General features: G+C 55.7%; 18 protein-coding genes. 9 read left to right on the plus strand and 9 right to left on the minus strand.

The window, feature by feature from the left end; all coding sequences use genetic code 11:
- Positions 1 to 78: 78 nt before the first annotated feature.
- From F8562_RS16480 to F8562_RS16495, 4 genes are all read right to left on the minus strand, one after another.
- Complete coding sequence (locus F8562_RS16480) at positions 79 to 1482, minus strand: restriction endonuclease subunit S (RefSeq protein WP_089046410.1); 1404 nt, start codon at positions 1480 to 1482, stop codon at positions 79 to 81.
- Entirely contained in the window at positions 1479 to 3098 is a 1620-nt protein-coding gene (locus F8562_RS16485; RefSeq protein ID WP_014837318.1) for an N-6 DNA methylase, read from the minus strand. Before F8562_RS16485 ends, F8562_RS16480 begins: the two co-directional genes overlap by 4 nt.
- A gap of 66 nt (positions 3099 to 3164) precedes the next feature.
- On the minus strand, positions 3165 to 6674 hold the full coding sequence (hsdR, locus tag F8562_RS16490; RefSeq protein WP_014837319.1) for a type I restriction-modification system endonuclease: 3510 nt from the start codon (positions 6672 to 6674) through the stop codon (positions 3165 to 3167).
- 219 nt (positions 6675 to 6893) lie between these two features.
- A complete protein-coding gene (locus F8562_RS16495; protein WP_014837320.1) occupies positions 6894 to 8318 on the minus strand; it encodes a PLP-dependent aminotransferase family protein in 1425 nt (474 codons plus the stop codon).
- Positions 8319 to 8495: 177 nt separating this feature from the next.
- Here F8562_RS16495 and F8562_RS16500 point away from each other — a divergent pair, with 177 nt between their 5' ends.
- The 4 genes from F8562_RS16500 (at position 8496) to F8562_RS16515 (ending at position 11815) form a co-directional block, all read left to right on the plus strand.
- Positions 8496 to 8660 carry a DUF1127 domain-containing protein gene (locus F8562_RS16500; protein ID WP_004098259.1) on the plus strand — a complete coding sequence of 55 codons (165 nt, stop codon included), beginning with the start codon at positions 8496 to 8498 and terminating at the stop codon, positions 8658 to 8660.
- A 562-nt stretch (positions 8661 to 9222) separates the two neighbouring features.
- Positions 9223 to 9687, plus strand: coding sequence for a MarR family winged helix-turn-helix transcriptional regulator (locus F8562_RS16505; RefSeq protein WP_014227766.1), 465 nt, complete (start codon positions 9223 to 9225; stop codon positions 9685 to 9687).
- Between the two features lie 6 nt (positions 9688 to 9693).
- Positions 9694 to 10761: an HlyD family secretion protein gene (locus tag F8562_RS16510; protein WP_004098264.1), complete on the plus strand. Its 1068-nt coding sequence runs from the start codon at positions 9694 to 9696 to the stop codon at positions 10759 to 10761.
- The gene (locus F8562_RS16515) at positions 10751 to 11815 is read left to right on the plus strand and encodes a DUF2955 domain-containing protein (protein ID WP_004098265.1); all 1065 of its coding nucleotides are present in this window, start codon (positions 10751 to 10753) and stop codon (positions 11813 to 11815) included. The genes F8562_RS16510 and F8562_RS16515 overlap by 11 nt, the downstream gene beginning before the upstream one ends.
- A 2-nt stretch (positions 11816 to 11817) precedes the next feature.
- On the opposite strand, the gene F8562_RS16520 is transcribed toward F8562_RS16515, so the two are convergent.
- Complete coding sequence (locus tag F8562_RS16520) at positions 11818 to 12732, minus strand: LysR substrate-binding domain-containing protein (RefSeq protein WP_004098266.1); 915 nt, start codon at positions 12730 to 12732, stop codon at positions 11818 to 11820.
- 312 nt (positions 12733 to 13044) lie between these two features.
- On the opposite strand from F8562_RS16520, the gene F8562_RS16525 reads away from it, so the two are divergent.
- The 3 genes from F8562_RS16525 to F8562_RS16535 are packed head-to-tail and all read left to right on the plus strand — an operon-like array spanning position 13045 to position 15312.
- The gene (locus F8562_RS16525) at positions 13045 to 13728 is read left to right on the plus strand and encodes a nucleoside recognition domain-containing protein (protein ID WP_014227768.1); all 684 of its coding nucleotides are present in this window, start codon (positions 13045 to 13047) and stop codon (positions 13726 to 13728) included.
- Positions 13721 to 14188, plus strand: a complete 468-nt coding sequence (locus tag F8562_RS16530) for a YjiG family protein (RefSeq protein ID WP_004128539.1) — start codon at positions 13721 to 13723, stop codon at positions 14186 to 14188. The genes F8562_RS16525 and F8562_RS16530 overlap by 8 nt, the downstream gene beginning before the upstream one ends.
- A 20-nt stretch (positions 14189 to 14208) precedes the next feature.
- Complete coding sequence (locus F8562_RS16535; protein ID WP_014837322.1) at positions 14209 to 15312, plus strand: M20 peptidase aminoacylase family protein; 1104 nt, start codon at positions 14209 to 14211, stop codon at positions 15310 to 15312.
- Between the two features lie 59 nt (positions 15313 to 15371).
- Here F8562_RS16535 and F8562_RS16540 read toward each other — a convergent pair whose 3' ends face one another.
- The 4 genes from F8562_RS16540 to F8562_RS16555 form a co-directional block, all read right to left on the minus strand.
- Complete coding sequence (locus F8562_RS16540) at positions 15372 to 15626, minus strand: DUF3343 domain-containing protein (RefSeq protein ID WP_014227770.1); 255 nt, start codon at positions 15624 to 15626, stop codon at positions 15372 to 15374.
- Positions 15623 to 16390, minus strand: a complete 768-nt coding sequence (yjiL, locus tag F8562_RS16545) for a putative 2-hydroxyacyl-CoA dehydratase activator YjiL (protein WP_014837323.1) — start codon at positions 16388 to 16390, stop codon at positions 15623 to 15625. The genes F8562_RS16540 and yjiL overlap by 4 nt, the downstream gene beginning before the upstream one ends.
- An 8-nt stretch (positions 16391 to 16398) precedes the next feature.
- Positions 16399 to 17550 (minus strand): double-cubane-cluster-containing anaerobic reductase, encoded by a 1152-nt coding sequence (locus F8562_RS16550; protein WP_089046411.1) that lies wholly within the window; start codon positions 17548 to 17550, stop codon positions 16399 to 16401.
- An 82-nt stretch (positions 17551 to 17632) separates the two neighbouring features.
- Positions 17633 to 17872 carry a DUF2164 domain-containing protein gene (locus tag F8562_RS16555; protein WP_009652824.1) on the minus strand — a complete coding sequence of 80 codons (240 nt, stop codon included), beginning with the start codon at positions 17870 to 17872 and terminating at the stop codon, positions 17633 to 17635.
- A gap of 374 nt (positions 17873 to 18246) precedes the next feature.
- Here F8562_RS16555 and F8562_RS16560 point away from each other — a divergent pair, with 374 nt between their 5' ends.
- Both F8562_RS16560 and F8562_RS16565 read left to right on the plus strand, forming a co-directional pair.
- On the plus strand, positions 18247 to 19458 hold the full coding sequence (locus F8562_RS16560; protein ID WP_014837325.1) for a phosphoadenosine phosphosulfate reductase: 1212 nt from the start codon (positions 18247 to 18249) through the stop codon (positions 19456 to 19458).
- Complete coding sequence (locus F8562_RS16565) at positions 19458 to 20084, plus strand: IbrB-like domain-containing protein (protein ID WP_014227775.1); 627 nt, start codon at positions 19458 to 19460, stop codon at positions 20082 to 20084. The genes F8562_RS16560 and F8562_RS16565 overlap by 1 nt, the downstream gene beginning before the upstream one ends.
- Positions 20085 to 20086: the final 2 nt, after the last annotated feature.

Raw genomic sequence — 20086 nt, forward strand, 5'->3', positions numbered from 1 at the left:
GAGCGCAGCTAACGCCGAGGCAACTTGAAGGATGAAGTGTATAAAAGCGCATCGGTCAGATGCGCTTAAAAATAACAGTTAGGCTTTTTTTCGCGTGGTTTTTTTACTGCCGCTGGCGGTGCGTTCGGCCTTGATTTTCTCCAGCAGGGCGGCGGCGCTGTTTTCACCGCTGATCAGATTAGGGTTTTCGGCACGCCACTGGGCGGTAAGCTCGCCGCGGAAGGCCTTCGCCAGGATCGACTGAGTAAGGCTGTTGACGCGGGTTAGGGCGCTGTTGACCTGCTTTTCAATGGTGTCGGCGTAGGCGAAGAGTTGTTCGACGCGGCGGACGATTTCGTGTTGTTCGTCTAATGGAGGAACTCTGATGGGATAATTTGCCAGTGCTTTTCCTGTGAGGTGCTTAATTGTAGTTCCTGTAAAAAGCTGAGATAAGCTAATGTTATTTGAATCATTTTTCAAATTATAAGCTAACCATTCTGGGATGATTTTTTCTTTTACACGAGCTCGATGTAATGCTTTTTGGAAAATAACAGGTGTATCCTGAGGTTCACTCCATATAGCACATCGACCAGGTTCACCACCTTCACATATTAGAACATCACCTGGCTCGAGTGATAATTCTCTTCGCTCTATATCTGAGATTAGTATATCTTGAAGGTTTTCTAAATTAAAACCAAACCAGCGAACATTTATATTCCCAAGATATTTTGTTGCAGAGCCAACATTTTTAGCTTTATCAAGCATTTTTCCTAGTCTACTATCAACAAGTTCAGAGTATTTGTGAACATCCCAGGTTGATGGTAAGTCTGCCCACTGCCATTCACTACACAATGGATGGTGTTTTCTTTTATTTGAATCAATCAGCAACCCACTTACGGCAGCAGAGAGCACCGCCTGACGAAAACGTTTCAGGATTTGTGGAATTTGCTCAAGACGTGCTTTGGTACTATCTACCTGTGCCAGCAGCGTATCGAGCTTTTCTGCGATGATTTTTTGTTCGGAGATCGGAGGGAGAGCCAATTGTATATTTTCTATATCTCCTTTCCTGATGGAAGGTACGGTAGTTGATCTAGCCTGTTCTGAAAGGTCTATAGTATTCATGAAATGGAATATAAATTTATCCATTTCATGTAGTACTGCACTGATAACCATTACATTGTTATCAGCTAAACCAGGTGATTGAATTATTGCCCGCCTATTTAATTTAACAGCCTCACCTATTTTTGCAAAAGCAGTGGAACCTAGACGGAATATTTTACCTTTAAGCTCTATGGCCTCTTCTTTAGATATAAAGTGCCCTGCGGTAATTAAATTTCCATTATTTTTAGTTACAGCCAATGATATATCACTTACTTTATATACAGGATAATCACCACTTTTTTTTCCTTGGAATTTTATCGGGAAACCTACTCCGCTATTAACATCAAGCACGTCTCCTAAACTAGAGCCAACCCACCCCTCCGGCAATTTCCCCTCACTCATGCCTTCACCTCACCAAACGCTTCACTCAGTAACTGGCGCTGTGCATCCGCTTCATCGCCCGCGCCCAGCTCGCGCATCAGCGCATCCAGCTCGCCCAGCGCCTGTACCAGCTCGCCCATCGCTTCTGCCGCCAGCACGTCCGGCTCCGGCAGGCTGTCGGTGTCGATGCTGTCCTTATCCTTCAGCCAGGAGATATCCAGCGAATCGGATTTCGCCGTGCGGATCCACTCGCGACTGAATGTGCGCCAGCGGCTGGTGGTCAGGTGCTGCTCGGTGTCCTGGTTCTCTGCGCTGTCGGCCACGTCAATCTCGCTGGCGTTAAAGCTCCACTCGCCTTCGCTGCGTGGACTATTGCCGTGAGGATCGTCGCCAAATACCTCTTCAAACGGCTTGAGATGCTGCTCGGTAAACGGCGTGCGCTTGCCGAAGCTCGGCATGTTGGTACGCAGATCATACACCCAGACATTTTCGGTACAGTTTTCTTCCTGGTATTTATCGGCGTCGGTGCCCTTGGTGAAAAACAGCACGTTAGTTTTCACGCCCTGCGCGTAGAAGATCCCGGTCGGCAAACGCAGAATAGTGTGCAGATTGCATTTGTTCATCAGGTCGCGACGCACGTCGGCACCGACCCCGGCTTCGAACAGCACGTTATCAGGCAGCACAACGGCGGCACGACCGCCCGGCTTCAGGTTGCGGTAAATATGCTGCAAAAAGGCCAGCTGTTTATTGCTGGTGTTATAGGTAAGGTCATCGCGGGTAATACTGGCTTCTCCGCCCTTGGAGGTACCAAACGGTGGGTTGGCTAAAATGATATCGGCTTTCGCCAGCGACTGTCCGGCCATGCCCAGCGCGTTGCCCTGATGCACCACGCCTTTTTCATCGCCTTCCATTCCGTGCAGCAAGCAGTTCATCAGCGCCAGACGGCGGGTAGATGGCACCAGCTCAACGCCGATAAAGGCTTTATTCTTCTGGAATACGCGCTCTTTGTCCGACAGATCGTACAGATCGTCGGTGTTGGCCTTGATGTACTGATCGGCGGCAATCAAAAAGCCCGCAGTACCGGCGGCAGGATCCTGAATCACTTCGCCCGGCCGCGGTTTGATGCAGCGCACCATGCTGTTGATCAGCGCACGCGGGGTAAAGTACTGCCCGGCACCGGACTTGGTTTCACCAGCGTTCTTTTCTAGCAGCCCTTCATACAGGTCGCCCAGACCGTCTTTCTGCGCGCTAAACCAGTCAATCTGATCCAGCGAGCGGATCAACTGCTCCAGGTGGCGCGGCTCGCGTAGGCGCGTTTGCGCGTCGGCATAAATTGCGGTGATCAGCGGGTCGGCGTGGACCAGTTTGCCTTCGGCGTCTTTACCGGTAGAGAGTTTCAGCAGAATTTGTTTGTAGTCGTTCAGCAGGTTAAGACCGGATTTGCTATTTAAATCGCTCCAGCGGCACCCTTCTGGCAGGATGTGTTTATCCAGCGTTTCCGCTTCGGTGTTCTCGTGCACCATCTTGATAAACAACAGTAATACCAGCTCGGTGACGTAATCACTGTAGTTGATGCCATCGTCACGCAGGACGTCACAAAGATTCCAGAGTTTCTGAACGATTTCGTTGTTACTCATAGCTATTCCGGTTGAGGCCGGTTACCCGGCCTGTCTGTCAAAAAATGATGGGGAAGGGTATCACGATCAGGCGGATTTTGGTGCCCACAATGCATCGCTCATCTGATCGAGAATGGTGTCCAGTTGGTTGTCCAGCAGGCTGTTGAGCTTCTTCGTTCCGCCGTCGGCGGAGAACAGATGATTTACGAAGTTTTTATCCAGCACCACTTCATGGACCAGCTGTTTTGCCAGCCGTTCCAGCCAGCGTTTCTGTAATTTACTCCAGCTATGCTGGGCATAGATTTTGTCCAGCGCTAGCTTCACGCGTTCCTCGAACGGAATAAGCGGTTCACCGAGCGCGGCCTGGCGGATATGCCCAATGATGGTGGCGGCGATATCCTGGCTGCTCTGGGTTCGCACCGCCGAGCGCAGGCTAGCCTCGCTGTAGCCCGCTTCATCCAGCAAAAGACGGATCTCTTTTAACTGCTCACGTGTCAGGTCGCGTGGACGGTTAATCACCACCGACAGCGCTGCGGATTGGTTGATTTGCGTGGAGATAAACTCATTAAAGCTTTGCAGGTAGTCGGCGGGTTTCTGGTAGCGCCCGTAGGTCTGCTCTTTACTGATGAGTTCATCATCATGGTCTGAAATCACCGGGCGGTACTCGCTGCCCAGCAGGGTACCGACATCGCTTAACTGACGAATCAGACTGCGATGCTGCTTGAGAAACGCCGAGGCTTGCTGCGGGCCAAGCTTATGCAGATGCTGATGCAATTGCTTTGGCTCCACGCCCCAGAGTTCCTCCAGTTCATTAAGCTTTTTGCGGACTTCCGGGCGTTTTTCGGCCTTTTTCTCCGCTTTACGCAGGACGCGCATAATTTTCTGGCTGAGCTGATTGAGCAAGCTATCCGCCTGCGTTTCCGTTGGGCTATCGCCCGGATTGTTCAGCGCCGTTTCCAGCACATCGTCATTCGATAGTTCTTCAACCAGTTGCTCGATGCTGACGCCCGCGTTTTTCACCAGCGGCTTCATGGTGTTCACATCCTGAAGCGTGGCGTAGATATCCACCGGATCGTGGATCCAGAAGACGGTTTTACCGATATCGTCGCAGCGCCGGGTGGCGCGGCCGATCATCTGCTCGTACAGAATGCGTGATTTTACCCGACGCAGGAACACCAGATGGGTGATCGCCGGAACGTCAATACCGGTGGTTAACAGATCCACGGTGATCCCAATGCTGGGGTAGCGTTCGTTTTTGAAACGCTTGATAAGCTTGCTGACCTGATCGCTCTTGCCGGTGATCTTCTCAATCGCGGCCTGATTAAAGTCTGGGTTGACCGCGCCCATGGCCTCATCGAGAAGGCGCTTAACCATATCGGCGTGGGCGTCCGTGGCGCAGAAAATCAGCGTTTTTTCATCGCCGGAAGGGTCTATCTCTTTCGCCAGCTCTTCGCAGATCACCCGGTTAAAATCTTCGGTGATGACTTTACGGTTGAAGGCATCGACGTCGAAATTCAGCTCGTCTTCCAGCTCGCTGGTATCGACTTCCCCCGTTTCTGCATCCACGGCACTGACGGTGTCGCCAATCTCAAAGTGAATACCGTATTTGCTGAGCTGGGTTTCATAGCGAACCGGGGGTTCGTGGTCAATCAGCCAGTCTTCCGCCACCGCTTCCCGGTAGGAATAAACATAAACGGGGTGACCAAAAATCTCGCTGGTGTGTTTGGCTGGGGTGGCGGTCAGACCGATTTTTACGGCGTCAAAATAGTCGAGCACCCGACGATAGCTGGAGAGATATTGGGCGTTATCGCGGATAGAGAGTTCGCCCTCGGTCATCTCCTGATCCAGCGTATAACCACGGTGCGCTTCGTCGATGATGATGCAGTCGTAGGTATCTACCGCAGGCGGCGTGCCGGAACGATAGATCCGGCTGACCATGGATTGCACTGTGGCGACCTGTACGCGGGTTTCTGCTTCTGCCGCCATATCACCCAGCTCGGCAACATTATAGATTTGTGAAAGCGTCTGGTTCTGTTCCAGCGAAGCCTCTTTAAAAGCATCCTGCGCCTGTTCACCGAGCGCAGAGCGGTCGACGAGAAAGAGTATCCGTTTAAAGCGTTCGGCCTTCAGAAAGCGGTAGATTAAGCCAATAATGGTACGTGTTTTGCCTGTCCCGGTCGCCATAGCCAGCAACACTTCACGCGAGCCCTGTTCCAGTGCGGACTCGACGGCCTTAACCGCGTTGACCTGGTAATCACGCAAGCCAAGATAGCTAAACGGCTCTTGATGCAATTTGGCTTCTGCTTCCACCCGGCTACGATGCAGGCGGTCCATCAGACCTTCTGGCGTGATAAAGCTTTCCAGTGGATAGCGGGTATTGTCAGGCGAGCGAACATCGCGGAACCACGTGCCGGAGTGTTCGGCGGACTGTTTGATATAAGGCCGACCGTTGCAAGAGAACACGAAAGGAATTTGATAAACGCTATTCACACCATCTTCCCAGCCTTTGATGCGCCCTTCTTCAGACCAGGCGGGGATCATGGATGCGTCAAACTGAAAACCTTTACTGTAGCGCTCGGCCTGGGGGATTTTCCCAGCCACATTTTCGTTTTTTCTTTTTGCTTCAACGGTTGCGACGGGGGTGAGCCCGCAGAAAAGAACGTAATCTGCTCTGCCATGTTCGTCATCGGCAAAGGTCGGCCATTCTGCAATGGCTTTGTTCACCCCTTTTTCAGGGCGGGAGCCTTTTTTCCAGGTGATTTCCTGAGTATCTGCCAGCCAGCCCCATTCATTTAGCTGCTGGTCAATCAGGATCCGCGTCAGCTCTTCGGTAATGATGTGCTTGCGGGCATAGCTGGACTTGCGGCCAAACTCTTTGCGCTGGGCCGTAATGGCTTGCTGTGTTTGCTGAGCAAGCTGCGCCTGCAAGGCGGTGAGCTTCGCTTCATAATTTTGCTGGAGCGTTTGCAGATCCTGCTGGCTCATTTCCAGCAATTGCTGTTGTTCTCTGGCCTCAATATCCATTTCGTGAGCCAGCTGCTCATATTCTTCTTTTTGCTGTTTAAGTAAATTCTGAAGCTGCTCGCTGGATTCTAGCTTTTGGTTCGCTGCCAATAAGGTTTGTTTGAGTTGTTCGATGGCAGATTGAGATTTATTGAGCTGTTCACTTGGGTCATGCGGCGGAACAAAAGGGCCCGGATTAAACTGACTACCGGCATCACCAAATGTCTGGTGGAACCAAATTGCCAGCGCACGGGCGACTTTCAGCGCATCCATCGCTTCACGGTGACGGGTCTGGAACTGATGCGTCGCTTTATTACCTTCAATTCTCAGCGTATGAAATAACTGACGGATGGCAGGATCAAACTGTAATTCTCTGTCCAACCTGTAGAGCAACTCTTGCTGGTTTGGATTATCTTCCCGGCTAATATTCAACCGGGCAGCAATATTTTGCGCCAGCGCTTCACCAAACTGGCGTAGCTTCATCAGCGTGGTATTGGGATCGCTGGAGAATAGCCGTTCTGCGGTGGCGGTGATTTGAACCAATAGCGGATCGTATTCTGCCAGGAAATCAAAGTTTGTTTGTTGAGTTGTCAAAGGTTGAACTCCTTGCAGCATTCACCCGCCGGATGTGGCTGGTGTAGCAGAGGATGAAAAGGTATTTTTGCGAGACGCCTTCCAAAATCATAACGCTGTACTTTTTTTTATCAAGCGTTATGACGAGAGGATGTAATGGCTAACACATTAAAAATACTCAAGAATGAGGTAAATAATGTGTTAATGATGGAATTACCATTTTCATCTTGCGATGCCTTATCACTCCGGCGCCCACTCCATCGCCACCTTCACCGCCATTCCCAGCTGCACCATCACCTCTTTATGTTTATCTGTCGGCGGCAGGGCGCAGTTGATCCTTAAGCAGTTGCGGTATTTCCCCGAAGCGGAGAACAGCGATCCCGGCGCGACCTGGATCTTCAGGCGGCACAGCTGCTTCGCGACGCAGACCATATCCACCTGCTCCGGCAGCTCGACCCACAGCATAAAGCCGCCTTTCGGGCGGGTAACGCAGATCCCGCAGGGGAAAAACTCCCGCAGCCAGCAGGTGTAAATCTCCATATTACGCTGGTAGATCTGCCGCATCCGCCGCACGTGGCGGTGATAGTGGCCTTCGCGAATAAAGTTACAGGCCGCCAGCTGGGTGGAGGGGACGTTGGTACCGCTGGCGGCATATTTCATCTGCAGCAGGCGATCGTAATAACGGCCGGGGGCAATCCAGCCGATGCGCAGGCCGGGAGCGATGGTTTTGGTAAACGAACTGCAGAGCATCACCCGGCCGTCGATATCCCAGGAATGGATGGTGCGCGGGCGCGGGTATTCGGTCGCCAGCTCGCCGTAGATATCATCCTCAAAGATAACGATATCGTGGCGCTGGGCGAGGCACAGCGCCGCCCGCTTGCGGGCATCCGGCATGATAAATCCCAGCGGATTATTGCAGTTGGGGACCAGGATCACCCCTTTGATCGGCCATTGATCGAGCGCCAGCTCTAACGCCTCGATGCTGATCCCGGTTTCCGGATCGGTGGGGATCTCGATGGTTTTTAGCCCTAATCCGCGCAGCATCTGCATGGTGCCGTAGTAGCAAGGGGATTCGACGGCGACGATATCGCCGGGCTGGCACACCGACAGCAGCGCCAGCGACAGCGCGCTGTGGCAGCCGCTGGTGAGCACCAGGTCGTTGGCGTTGACCACCGATCCGCCGTCGAGCATCAGGCGGGCGATCTGTTCACGCAGTTCGCGACGCCCGGCCAGCTCGTCGTAGTTCAGCACTTCGCTCAGGTTGTGCTGAATTGCCCGGCTCAGCTCGCGCCAGATAGGCTTCAGGCTCGGCTGAGTGACGTCCGGCGAGCCGCCGCCGAAGGGGATAATCGATTTATCGTGGCGGGCGTCGAGCATGGTCAGCACCTGATCCCACTGGGTGATCTCGACGGGACGCTGGACCGGACGCGACATCGGCGGTACCGGCGGCTGGGCTTTACGCGGGGCCACGAAATAGCCGGATCGCGGCTGCGGCACGATCAGCTGCTGCTGTTCCAGCGTCTGGTAGGCCTGCTGAACGGTGCTGATGCTGACGCCGTGTTCCTGGCTCAGGCTGCGTACCGACGGCAGCTTTTCGCCGGGACGATACAGCCCTTGTTCGATGCGTTCTGCCAGCAGGCTGGCGAGATGTTGATAGCGGGTCATGCTGTATCCTTGATCGTCGCCATACAGATCAATAAACCAGTACAGATTGGCGGTAAAAATGAGGTCTGCTGTACGTTTTAGCGAATCTGTATGTTAAAGAAAAGTATTTTGTGAATCTGTATTGTTTGGCCCCGGATCCGTGAAGATAAAGCCTCTGGCAAGGTGAGGAGGTAGAGGATGGAATTTCACGAGAATCGGGCAAGACAGCCGTTTATCGGCTTCGTATTTCTGGCGCGGATAATCAAAAAATGGTGGCTTCGCGAACAAACGCGCAGAACATTGCAGCGTATGAGCGACGAACAGCTAAAAGATGTCGGGCTGCGTCGGGATCAGATCAATTAAAAAGTGCGATTTGTTACCCGGCATTTCCCCGGAGGCGGCGCTTGCCGCGCCCGTCCGGGCTACCATACCGCGCAGAGCTGTAGCCCCGGTAAGCGTGAGCGCGACCGGGGATTTCCCCGGAGGCGGCGCTTGACGCGCCTGTCCGGGCTACCAGACCGTGCAGAGCCGTAGCCCCGGTAAGCGCAACCGGGGATTTCCCCGGAGGCGGCGCTTGACGCGCCTGTTCGGGCGACCAGACCGCGCAGAGCTGTAGCCCCGGTAAGCGTGAGCGCAACCGGGGATTTCCCCGGAGGCGGCGCTTGACGCACCTGGTCCGGGCGACCAGACCGCGCAGAACTGTAGCCCCGGTAAGCGTGAGCGCAACCGGGGATTTTCCCGGAGGCGGCGCTTGACGCGCCTGTCCGGGCGACCAGACCGCGCAGAGCCGTAGCCCAGGTAAGCGTGAGCGCGACCGGGGATAATACATTCACAGAATTTATCAATTCATGCTTATCCACTCTTCGTTTCTTGATACTTACCGTGATAAGTATTATTTTCCTCACCGTTAAGTGAGGAAAAAAAGATGACCGAAGACGACCTGTTTGCTCGCCGCCCGATGGGGATGCGCATGGCGATGGTGGTGCGCCAGTGGCGCGCGATTATTGATTCTGCCATTACCGACACCGGCCTGACCCAGTCAAGCTGGACGGTGCTGATGCAGCTGCACCAGCTGGGTGATAACGTCTCGGTCAGCGAGCTGGCGGAGGTGCAGGGCATTGAACTGCCGCCGCTGATGCGCACCCTCACGCAGCTGGAAAAGCAGGGCTATCTGCTGCGTTCTACATCGCCTTATGACAAACGCATACGCCTGCTGACGCTGACGGCGGAAGGCCGCGCTATTCTGGAGAAGCTGAACCGCGTGATTGAGACCTATCAACAGCGCGTCACCGAAACTATCCCTGAAGCGCAGCTCGCCGCCTTTAGCGCCACGTTAAATCAAATCGCCTGCAATCTGCGGACTATCCGCGAAGAAGATAACAAGATCTAAAACACTATGATGACCCCTGAACAGAAATTTGCCCGCTGGGTAAGGGTGAGTATTGCCGCCTTCCTGGCCATATTCGCCTGGTTTATCGTCGCCGATATCTGGATCCCGCTCACGCCGGACTCCACCGTGATGCGCGTGGTCACGCCGGTCTCGTCGCGCGTCTCCGGCTATGTCTCCCATGTCTATGTGCACAACAACAGCCAGGTGAAGAAGGGCGACCTGCTCTATGAACTGGATCCGACGCCGTTTATCAATAAAGTGGAAGCGGCGCAGATCGCTCTTGAACAGGCGAAGCTGAGCAACCAGCAGCTGGACGCGCAGATCGCCTCTGCCCGCGCCAACCTGCGCACCGCCCAGTACACCGCGCGCAACGATAAGGTGACCTTCGATCGCTACCAGCGCCTGAGCACCATGCAGAACGTCTCTCAGTCGGATCTGGATAAAGTGCGCACCACCTGGCAGACCAGCGAGCAGTCGGTCAGCGCGCTCAACGCCAGTATCCAGAATCTGCTGATTCAGCGCGGCGAGCGCGACGATGGGCGCAATGTCACGCTGCAGAAGTACCGCAACGCGCTGGAAGAGGCGCAGCTTAACCTCGGCTGGACGAAGGTCCGCGCGGAGACTGACGGGATGGTGAGCAACCTGCAGCTTAACCCCGGTCTGTACGCCACCGCCGCCACGCCGCTGCTGGCGCTGGTGAGCAACCAGACCGATATCGTCGCCGATTTCCGCGAGAAGAGCCTGCGCCACACCGGCGTCAACACCGATGCCGCGGTGGTGTTTGATGCGCTGCCGGGGAAAGTCTTCCCGGCGCACGTCACCAGCAGCGATGCCGGTATTCTGGCCGGGCAGGAAGAGGTCAATGGCCAGCTATCGCAGCCGGAGCAGTCCACCCGCTGGGTGCGCGACGCGCAGCGCATGCGCATTCACGTCGCCCTGGACGAGCCGCTGGATAAGCCGCTGCCCACCGGCGCCCGCGCGACGGTACAGCTTTATAACAGCGATGGCCCGTTCGCCCGCACCTTCGCCGGCGCGCAGATCCATCTGGTGAGCTTCCTGCACTATGTCTATTAATACCCTGGCGCGGGTCTTCACCCCGCACGGCAACATCGTCTACACGGCGAACGATTTTCGCCAGACGCTGCGCATCGCCGTGGCCGGCACTATCGCACTGAGCATTTCGACCTTCTACGACGTACAGTACGGCGTCTTTTTCGTGGTTTATCCGCTGATGCTGCTGTCGCTGGTGCCGGTATTTAACCGTCACGTGGCGCGGCAGTTTGTGTTCAGCGCAGCGGTGAACTGCGTCGAAATGGTGTTAATCGTCGGCTATCTGTCGCAGTGGCCGGTGATTATGACGCTGGTGGTGTTTGGCCTGTACGTGATGCGCTTTCGCTTTATGAGCCAGGGGCCGCTGTTTCTGCTGGGGTCGATGGGCGTGGTGTGTCAAAGCACGATGCTCAACTTTATGAGCTATCCCACCAGTAACTGGCACACCCTGATGTTCTCCAATATGGAGGCCTGCGTGATGGCGGTGGCGCTTAGCGCATTGCTTAATTACTTCATCCCGGACGTTGAACCGCGCAAGCCGCCGCCGCGCATTGAAAAAGATGCTGCCCGTATTCGCCACGAATCGCTGCTCTCCGGCAGCGTGGCGACAATGATCTTTGTGATCTTTCAGGTCTGCGACCTGAGCGACTCGCTGTCGGCGCTGATGGCGGGAATTTTAATTCTGTTCCCGATGCACTATCGCGGCGCGGTGATCAGCTCGATCTGGCGCGTGGTGGGGGTGGTGCTGGCCTGCCTTTATATCCTGGTGGTGCAGCTGATTATCTACGACTTCAGCAATCATATGGTGCTGATGATGCCGCTGATTGGTCTCGGCCTGGCGTTTAGCGCCCGCCTGCACGTGATGGAGAAGGTGGGGGCCGGCGTGGGCTTCGCCAGCATTACCACCATCGGCATCATGTTCGGCCAGAACCTGCATCCGGACCAGGACCTGGTGTTCAGCGATCTGTACCGCATCACTTCCGTCACCGTGGCGCTGATCGTTACGCTGACCATGGTCTTCCTTATGCATCGGCTGCTGAACTGCTTTGCGCCAACCCGATTCGTAGTGACCGAATAAGCTCAGGCCGCCAGCGCCCGCTGCGCGTCGCGAAAAGCGTTGTGCAGCAGCCGCCACATATGATGCGCCGCCGGGGAAAAGCGGCGGTCGGAGTTGCGTAGCAGGTGGCACTGGGCGCTGCTGGCGATGGGATGATCGATGGGGACCGCGGTCAGAATACCGTGGGCTATTGCTTCCCGGGCGGCGTATGCGGTCATAAAAGAGATCCCCAATCCCGCCTGGCTCAGGCTCATGGCGGTGGAAAAGAGGTTGCAGCGATAGGCCGGGTGAAACTGCCGTCCGGCGGTTTTAAACATGGCGTTCATATGGCGCTGCAGGCCAAAGCTGTCGGTGAGCGCGATCAGGCGATATTGCGTGAGCTCATCGATGGTGACGGCGGGCAGGGCAGCGATGGGATGCTGTGGCGAGACCACGGCGCAGATAGGGCCCCACTGAAAGCTGTGGCGTTTAAGCTCCGGGTTGCCGATGGGGCCGAAGGCGACCGCCATATCCGCTTCACCGCTGGCGATATCGTTGAGCATCTCCTGCATGCTGCCGACAATAATATCCACGAATACGTTAGGCCAGGACTGCGCAAAGGTGCTCATCACCGATTCAATAAAGGTGGTGACCAGCCCGCCGCCAATCCTCACCGAGATAGTCCCGCCGCGCATATGGCGTAAATCCTTCAGGTGACTTTCCAGCTTTTCCCGGCGCTGACGGCTTTCGAAGTAGTCCTCCGCCAGCAGACGTCCGGCTTCGGTCAGCACCACGTTTCGTCCCTGGCGTTCCAGCAGCGGCAGCTCCAGCGCCCGTTCCAGCTGCGCTATCTGGCGGCTGATGACTGACGGGTTGATGCCCAGCATATCGGCGGCCCGGCGAATGCCTCCCTGAATCCCGACTTCATACAGATAGCTCATCGGCCTCTCATGCAACATCGTTTCTCGCTCCTTTGTTGACCTGTGGTCAACAATAACACCCTTTCACAGGTATTTATCATCCCGGCAAGTTATAGATAATCGTAATTCGGACAAAAACTGACAGGGAGGAAAATTCTCATCGCTTATTCCCGGTGCGCTATTAAGGCGGCAAGGCTCGGGGAGTTGAAGAATAAGAAATGGTGATGATGCTGATTAAGGGAATATGGAAAAGCTTATCAGTGAAAATAATAAATTCGAATAACAATAAATTGACATAATTTCAAATTGCAAACAATCGCACTAACATTTCATTATGTGAGAGGACAGGGTATGAGTGAAAATAAAACGTTGGAATGTTCCTCCGACGAAACGACAAATGAGTGGAAAGTCGGGCCCGGAGCCTGGATTTCACTGATCGTCGTATTGTTAGTTTTCTCCGGGTTGCTGTTTAAGGTTGAAGGCATGGCCTGGCTGGGGGCGTTTGACTTTACCACCCTCGGCGGCGCGTTCGGCACCATGAAAACGCCGGAAACCAACACCTTTATCGGCAGCGGCGGCATCAGCGCCAAGGCCGGCTTCCTGTTTGCCCTGTCGCTGGTGCCGACGGTGATGCTGGCGCTGGGGCTGCTGGAGATATTTACCCACTACGGCGCGATCCGCGCGGCGCATAAGCTGCTGACCCCGCTGCTTCGCCCGCTGCTCGGGATCCCGGGTTATACCGGCCTGGCGCTGATTACCGACTTACAGAGTACCGATGCCGGCGCGGCGCTGACCAAAGAGCTATATGATAGCGACAAAATAAACCGTAAGGATCTGGTTATTATGGGGGCCTGGCAATATTCCGGCGCCGGTCTGATTAATAACTACTTCTCGATTGGCTCAGCGCTTTTCGCTTCGTTAACCATTCCTATCATTATTCCGCTGCTTTTAATGTTTGTGCTGAAATTTGTCGGCGCGGCAATCACGCGTCTGGTTCTGAATACCGCTTATAAAAGGGATTTTGAAAATGAATAATTCGGCAAAAGTCGGCAGTAACCCGTTCGATATTTTCGTTATCGGCGCGCGCAAAGGATTTAATATCGCCATCAACAATCTGATGCCGAATGTATTAATGGCCTACGTGATCGCTGAAATGCTGAATTTGCTCGGCGTGATGCAGATCATCGGCCACGTCTGCGCGCCGCTGATGGGCCTGTTTGGCCTGCCGGGTGAAGCCATTACCGTATTGCTGACCTCCTGGCTTTCCGCCTCTGCGGGAACCGGCGTGGCGGTGAGCCTGTTGAGCAAAGGCACCCTCAACGTGGCGGATATCACGATTCTCATCCCGGCGATTTTCCTCATGGGTTCGCAGCTTCAGTACATGGGGCGCCTGCTCGGCGTGGCGGATGTCCCGAAAAAATATTGGCCGCTGCTGATGGCGGTGAGCATTATCAATGCCGTTATCGCCATGCTGGTCATGCGCGTGATTGCATAATAGAAGGCAAGGAGTAAGACGTGTCGCGAACTTTAGAGCATTTCAACTATCTGCATCAAATCCCTGAACTGGGCTTTGAGGAGCACAAAACGTCGGCATACATCGGCGATGCATTAGAAGCCGCGGGGTTTCAGGTTCAGCGCAACGTCGGCGGCACCACCGGCATTGTTGCGCTGCTGGATAGCGGTAAGCCGGGGCCGGTCGTGGCGCTGCGGGCGGATATGGATGCGCTGGGCCATATCATCGATGGCCGCTTAGAGGCTCGCCATACCTGTGGTCATGACGGTCACTCTTCGGTGGTGTTGACCGCCGCGGAAGAGATCCTCGCCGAAGGGCTGGTGAAGCGCGGGAAGCTGAAAATACTCTTTCAGCCCGCCGAAGAGCTGGGCACCGGGGCGATCGCGCTGACGGACGCGGGCGTGCTGGACGACGTGGAGATGCTGTTCGGCTTCCACCTCAGGCCGCTGGAGGAGTGTCCGAAGGGTAAGGCGGTGCCGGCGATGTACTACTCCGCCTCGGCGACGGTGATGGTCGATTTCCACGGCAAAGCCGCGCATGCCGCCCGGCCTCACCTGGGCGTTAACGCGCTGGATGCCGCGTCGCACGCGGTGCAGGCGGTAAACGGGATTCATCTGGCGCCTTCGCTGACCTGGAGCGCTAAAGCGACGCGCTTTCTGTGCGATGCAGGGGTAACCAACTCGGTGCCGGCGAAAGCGCACGTGTGCTGGGATCTGCGCAGCGCGGAAAATGACGGCATGGCGACGCTGAAAGAGCGGGTGGTGCGGGCGATAGAGAGCAGCGCGGCGGCTTATGGCGCCACCGTCGATATCCAGATCGTCAAGGAGATGCCCGCCGCGATTATCGACGAACAGGCTACGGCTATCGTCAGCCAGGCGATTCGGGAAACGTTTGGCGAAGCCGGCTTAACGGCGGCGAAGAGTACGCCGGGCAGCGAGGACTTTTTTCACTACCTGCGCCTGCGTCCACAGGTGAAAGGCGGGTTCTGGGGGCTGGGCTGCGACCTGCTGCCGGGGCTGCATCATCCGGAGATGCGGTTCGACCGCGCCGCGCTGGCGGATGGCGTGCGGGTGTTTAAATCCTGCGTTCGCCAGCTGCTGGGCTGAGGGAACAAACCCGGATATTGTGCTCGCTGTACGCCGCCGGGCGATGATTCGCGCGCTGGTTACGCCTGCGGCGGAAACTGAGCCAGCAGCTGATAATCATCCCCGGCGACGCGAAACAGGGCTTCCGTTTGGCCGGGGAGAATCCACTTCTGTTCTTCGCCCGGCTCACAGCTCAGATAAATGCAAAGCCCGCAGCCGCCGCGCAGCTGGCGCGGAATGTCCTTCACCCGGAAGGACGCTCCCGCCGCCTGCAGGGCTTTGCGCATCCGCACTACCCCCACCGTTGAGTGAAATAAAAACAGATATTCCGTCACCGGCGGCTCCTCTGACGTAAGCCGATCAGCGCTGCGCCGATCGCCCCGGCAAACTGCGCGTCGGGATGCGTCTGCACCGCCATACCCACGTGCCCCTCCAGCCTCCGCGCGAAGGCCGCGCAGTGGCTGACGCCGCCGGTAAACAGCAGCGGCCCCTGCGCCGACAGACGGCCGATAAAATTGGCGCTGCGTCGGGCCATGGCGTTGATCACCCCGGCGAGGATCGCCTCCGGCGGCACCCCGGCCGAACGCAGGCTGATGACCTCGGATTCGGCGAATACCGTGCACATGCTGGTAATCGCATGGGGTTCAATACCGTCGGTGATGCTGTCGAGCTGCTCGACGCTGGCCCCCAGCGTACGCGAGATCACCTCCAGAAAGCGCCCGGTGCCCGCCGCGCATTTATCATTCATCAGAAAATCGGTGAGATTACCTGCCTCGTCCAGCTGGATAACCTTGCTGTCCTGGCCGCCGATATCGATGACCGTGCGGGTCTGCGGGGCCAGCAGGCGCGCGCCGAGCCCGTGGCACGAGATCTCGGTGACCTGCTTATCGGCGAAATCCACCAGTTGGCGACCGTAGCCGGTTAAGGTTAAAAAGGGGCGCTCGCTCAGGCCTGCGCGGAGCGTTTCCCACGCCTCAACGATGGCGTCGGCGGGGCGAAACGGCGTCGGGCAGAGAAAGCGGCGCTGAATCACGCCGTCTTCAAGCAGGATGCCTTTGGTGGCGGTCGATCCGGAATCAATCCCTACGGTAATGGTCACGCGCGCTCCTAAAGCATCTCGATAAAGGCCGCCACGCGGGTGCTGAGCTGGCCGATATCCGCCGTCGAATAGTCGGTCTCAATGGCGATATAGGGGATGTCGTGCTGCTGGCGCACGTGGCGTTTTATCGCCAGCGATTCCACCGCGTAGGTGTGGCAGGCCTGCAAAATGACATCCACCACGCCGTCCGCCTGATATTCACCCACCATCTGGCTGAGCAGGGACAGGCGCTGGTCGTTCGGCGAAATACAGGAGCAGCCGATGGCGAGATATTTATCGGTCAGGGCGTCGTAAACGTCACCCGTCTCCTCCACGCAGCGCTCGGTGGCTTTCGCGCCGGTGCAGTTTTCAAAACCGACCACCCAGCCGCCGTTGTCCTCAATGGCCTTCACCACTTTTTCCGCCGCGCCGCCGATCGGGCAGCCGGTGATCAGAATACGCGGCCGCGCCTCCAGCCGTTTGCCCTCTTGCCACTGCTGGCGTACCCGATCGGCCATGTCGTTGAGCTCATCGATCAGCGCCGCTTTATCGAAGCGGAAGGTCGCGCCGTAAACCACTTTTAAAATATCGCTGCCGCTGAGCGCGGGCGGGTTGAGCTGCCCGACGCGATAAAAGTTCGCCAGCGCCCGCCGTTCGCGGTTCTTGAGGATAATCGCCTCGCGCAGGGCGGCTTCGGTAATCGGCGTACCAAAGCGATCTTCCACCACCTTCTGCAGGCGCAAAATTTCCGCTTTCCACAGCGCTCGCGAGGCATCATCGCTGGCGCTGTTCGGCAGCTGCATCACGTGCACGGCTTTGAATTCGGCCATGTATTCGTACATTTTCTTTTTGCCGTCGCAGGTGGTTTCGCCCACCACGAGGTCGGAAAAGTAGAAGTAGGGGCATTTGTCGGTCTTGCCAAAACCGTAGCTGCTTTTTATCAGCGGACAGAGGTTGCGCGGCAGATCCTTTTCCGCCTCTTCAATCGTCTCGTCGGAGGTGGAGCACAGCGACACCACCACCGCGCCGGCGGCCAGCGGAATTTCCTGCGGCATAAAGGTGCAGTAGGTGCCAACCAGCGGTATGTTTTGCTCTTTAAGCTCCATGACCGTGAGGAAACCCTGCTGGCGGGCTGCGGAGAAGTGGTCAAAAATGGCGGGTAGATCGGTGATAAGCGGCATGGTTTTCCTTCCCCGTACACGGGAGATGATGAAAGAGGTCGCATTATAACCCTGTTTAATGTGGGTATTTATTGATCTTCCGCTAGTAGACTTTTTTCAGATCCATCTCTTCCTGAATCCGATCGCCCCACGCAAGGTGGGTGGCGATGGCCGCATCAATCCCGGCGTTATAAAACATTGGACCCAGCTCTTTCGCAATAAAGTCGACAAAGAATTCCGCGTCAAATTGCTCCAGTTCCAGCTCAAAATTCTCTTCGCAGTATTTAGACAGCTTCTCGCGCAGCAGATCGCGTTGCGGCGGGCTGAGATCGATATCGCTCATGGCGCTCCTTAATCAATATTGTTACGGTGGATCGGGGCTGCTGATTATATCCGATTGCGGAGAGTCAGTTGCGATATGGCGTGATGTTTTTGGCCGCAATAAAGGATATTGATGACCTCGCTCGGCGGAGAATTGTGACTGAGATCACAGTACTCCCGAGAAAACGAAGATAATAGGAGTTATTCTCGTAACTTTATGAATTTAAATGAGATAATATGATTTTTATGGTGTGAATAACATTTAGTCGCGCTCGCCTTTTTTCAGCATGTTCGGTATCTGGATGAATAATCTATGAACCTGATTTCAGGTTATCTGGCTTACGGAATTTTTCTATAAGTACATTCTGACGGCGATTCATTTATCAGGGGTGAAGGATGAAACGCGTAAAACTGAATATGAATGTTTTTGACGCTGCTCTGATGCGCCTGGATTGGGTATTTGATACTTTCGAGCAGGTCTGTTTATCTTTTTCGGGTGGTAAAGACTCGACGGTATTATTTCATCTGGCGGCAGCCGTTGCGCGTAAAAAAGGGAAAAAGTTTGCGGTATTGTTCGTGGACTGGGAAGCGCAGTATTTATTAACCATCCAGCACGTACAAAATATGAAAGAGCGCTATCAGGATGTGGTAAGCCGCTTTTACTGGGTGGCGCTGCCGATGACCACGGTGAGCGGCGTATCGCAGCATGAGCCGGAATGGGTCGCCTGGCGGGCCGGGGAAGAATGGGTGAGGCAACCGCCGGATGACGCCATCACCGATGCCGGTTTTTTCCCTTTTTATCAGCCGGAAATGACCTTTGAAGCGTTTATACCGGCCTTTTCCCACTGGCTGGCTGCGGGGCGCAGCCTCGCTTCGCTGATCGGCATCCGCACCGACGAGTCACTGCATCGCTATATGGCGCTCACCTCGCCGACCAAACTGCGCTTTGAGGAAGATAAACCCTGGACCACCGCCTCGCCGGAAGGGTTCAGCTATACCTGCTATCCCCTCTATGACTGGCGGACCCGCGATATCTGGATCTTTAATCATAAGTCGCGCCTCCCCTACAACCCGCTCTATGACCTGATGCACCGCGCCGGCGTACCGCTGAAAAATATGCGCGTCTGCGAGCCCTTCGGCCCCGAGCAGCGGCGCGGGCTGTGGCTCTATCACATTCTTGAGCCGGAGACCTGGGAGCGGATGTGCCGTCGGGTATGCGGCGCGCACAGCGGCGCGATTTACGCCAACGCCAGCGGCGACTACTTTGCGCTGAAGACCAAAATCCGCAAACCGGCGCATTTTAGCTGGCGCGAGTATGCGCTCTTTCTGCTCGACAGCATGCCGGAAAAAACCGCCGAGCATTACCGTAATAAAATCGCTATTTATCTGCACTGGTACCAGACCCGCGGTTTCCCTGTCGATATTCCCGACGAGCAGGAAAAAGATCTCGGCTATCGCGACGTTCCCTCATGGCGCCGCATCTGCAAGACGCTGCTGAAAAACGATTTCTGGTGCCGGATGCTGTCGTTCAGCCCGACGCAGCCAAAGCACTATGAGCGCTACTGTCGGCTGGTGAGTAACAAACGTAAAGAGTGGAGGACGCTTTGATGTCGCCGGATGTGGCTAAGACAGTGATTGAATATCTCGAATCGTTTGACGATGTTGACCTGAAAATCAAAGCGATTAACGAGCTGAAGAGCCTGATCCACCAGCACAGTCCCTTCTGCCGCGAGCCGGTGGACTGCGTGCTGTGGGTCGAGGCCAAAACGGTTGAGGCGAATGACTACAACCCCAACGTGATGGCGACGGTGGAAAAAAAGCTGCTGGAACGCTCTATCGAACTGGATGGTTTTACCCAACCGGTAGTGGTGGCTCGCCAGCAGCGACGGCACCTGGTCGTGGACGGTTTTCATCGCCACCTGATTGGTAAGAGTCGCCCGGAGCTGAACCGGCGCCTGCATGGTTATCTTCCGGTGACGCTCATCAATGCCGAACGCGAAGGGCAGAAAGAGCGCATCGCCGCCACCATTCGCCATAATCGCGCCAGGGGCAAACATCAGATCGCGGCGATGTCCGATATCGTCCGCGATTTACATCGCCAGGGCTGGGACGATCGGCGCATCGGCGAAGAGCTCGGTATGGATGCAGACGAGGTGCTGCGCCTGAAACAGATCAGCGGCCTGACGGAGCTGTTCGCCGACGAGAGCTTTAGTGAAGCCTGGACCGTGGAGTAGCG

The sequence above is a fragment of the Klebsiella sp. RCJ4 genome (assembly GCF_009025755.1).
In the GTDB taxonomy this organism is placed as follows: domain Bacteria; phylum Pseudomonadota; class Gammaproteobacteria; order Enterobacterales; family Enterobacteriaceae; genus Klebsiella; species Klebsiella michiganensis.